Annotated in this window: 1 protein-coding gene and 1 pseudogene; both read right to left on the bottom strand. The window is 37.1% G+C overall.

The genetic code is table 11. The features are described from left to right. Nucleotides 1-222 (bottom strand): catalase (locus RR876_RS16775; RefSeq protein ID WP_332637165.1); only part of this gene is annotated, 222 nt, incomplete at its 3' end. Nucleotides 223-437: 215 nt separating this feature from the next. Next, a pseudogene (locus RR876_RS16770) lies at nt 438-806 on the bottom strand (DUF4172 domain-containing protein); the annotation flags it as partial.

Here is an 806-nt window from a genome sequence, read left to right as displayed (position 1 = left end):
GGTCACGGTAAAGGTACCAAAAGCACCTGAACCTTTAGCGTGCATACGACGCTCTGGAATCACTTCGCGGACGAAGTTTGCTAATTTTTCATTCAACCATAAATCTTGGGCAAGTAAAGGTCCACGCGCACCTGCCGTCATACTGTTCTGATTATCGACCACAGGGGCACCAGCTTCAGTAGTCAGGTGGGTAACAGGACATTTTTTAGGGTCTTGACTCATACTATTAACTCCCGTTTCTTTTAATTTAAATTTCCTGCAGAAATTTAAGATTTTCAATCCCATCTTACCCTTTACTTGCTTATTAAAATATTAAACTAAGGATATTTTTGAAAATTTATAGCCAACTGATTTAACATAAAATCTCTTACACGAAATCCAGATTTAAGACATAAAAAAGCCCGACATCCTGTCGGGCTTTTTTATGTCTTAAATTTCTATAACTGAGTATTGATCTGATAGCGTGTATTACGTCCCCCACCTTCCAATTTGACGATACAACCTTTCTCAAGTAAGTCAGATAAATGACGAGTAGCTGTTGCCTTACTAATTTTAGCAACCTTTTGATATTGTGAAGCGCTAATACCATGTTCAAAGCCATTTTCCCCACCGTCTAATAAACGATTGAGGACTTTGCGCTGTTCTTCACTCAGGGCTAAATTTGAATATTTATGCCAAAACTGGCTTTTAAATAATGTCCGATTGATCTGTACTAAGGTTTTTTCAAGGCTATCATTCAATGTATCTAAAAACCAAACTAGCCAATCGGTGATATCAGAATCATTTTTTTGAGTTTGTTCTAATAT

This window comes from Acinetobacter sp. (assembly GCF_036666595.1).
Classification (GTDB): domain Bacteria; phylum Pseudomonadota; class Gammaproteobacteria; order Pseudomonadales; family Moraxellaceae; genus Acinetobacter.
The sequence above is the reverse complement of the archived record's forward strand: the minus strand, read 5'-3'. Positions and strand labels throughout refer to the sequence as shown.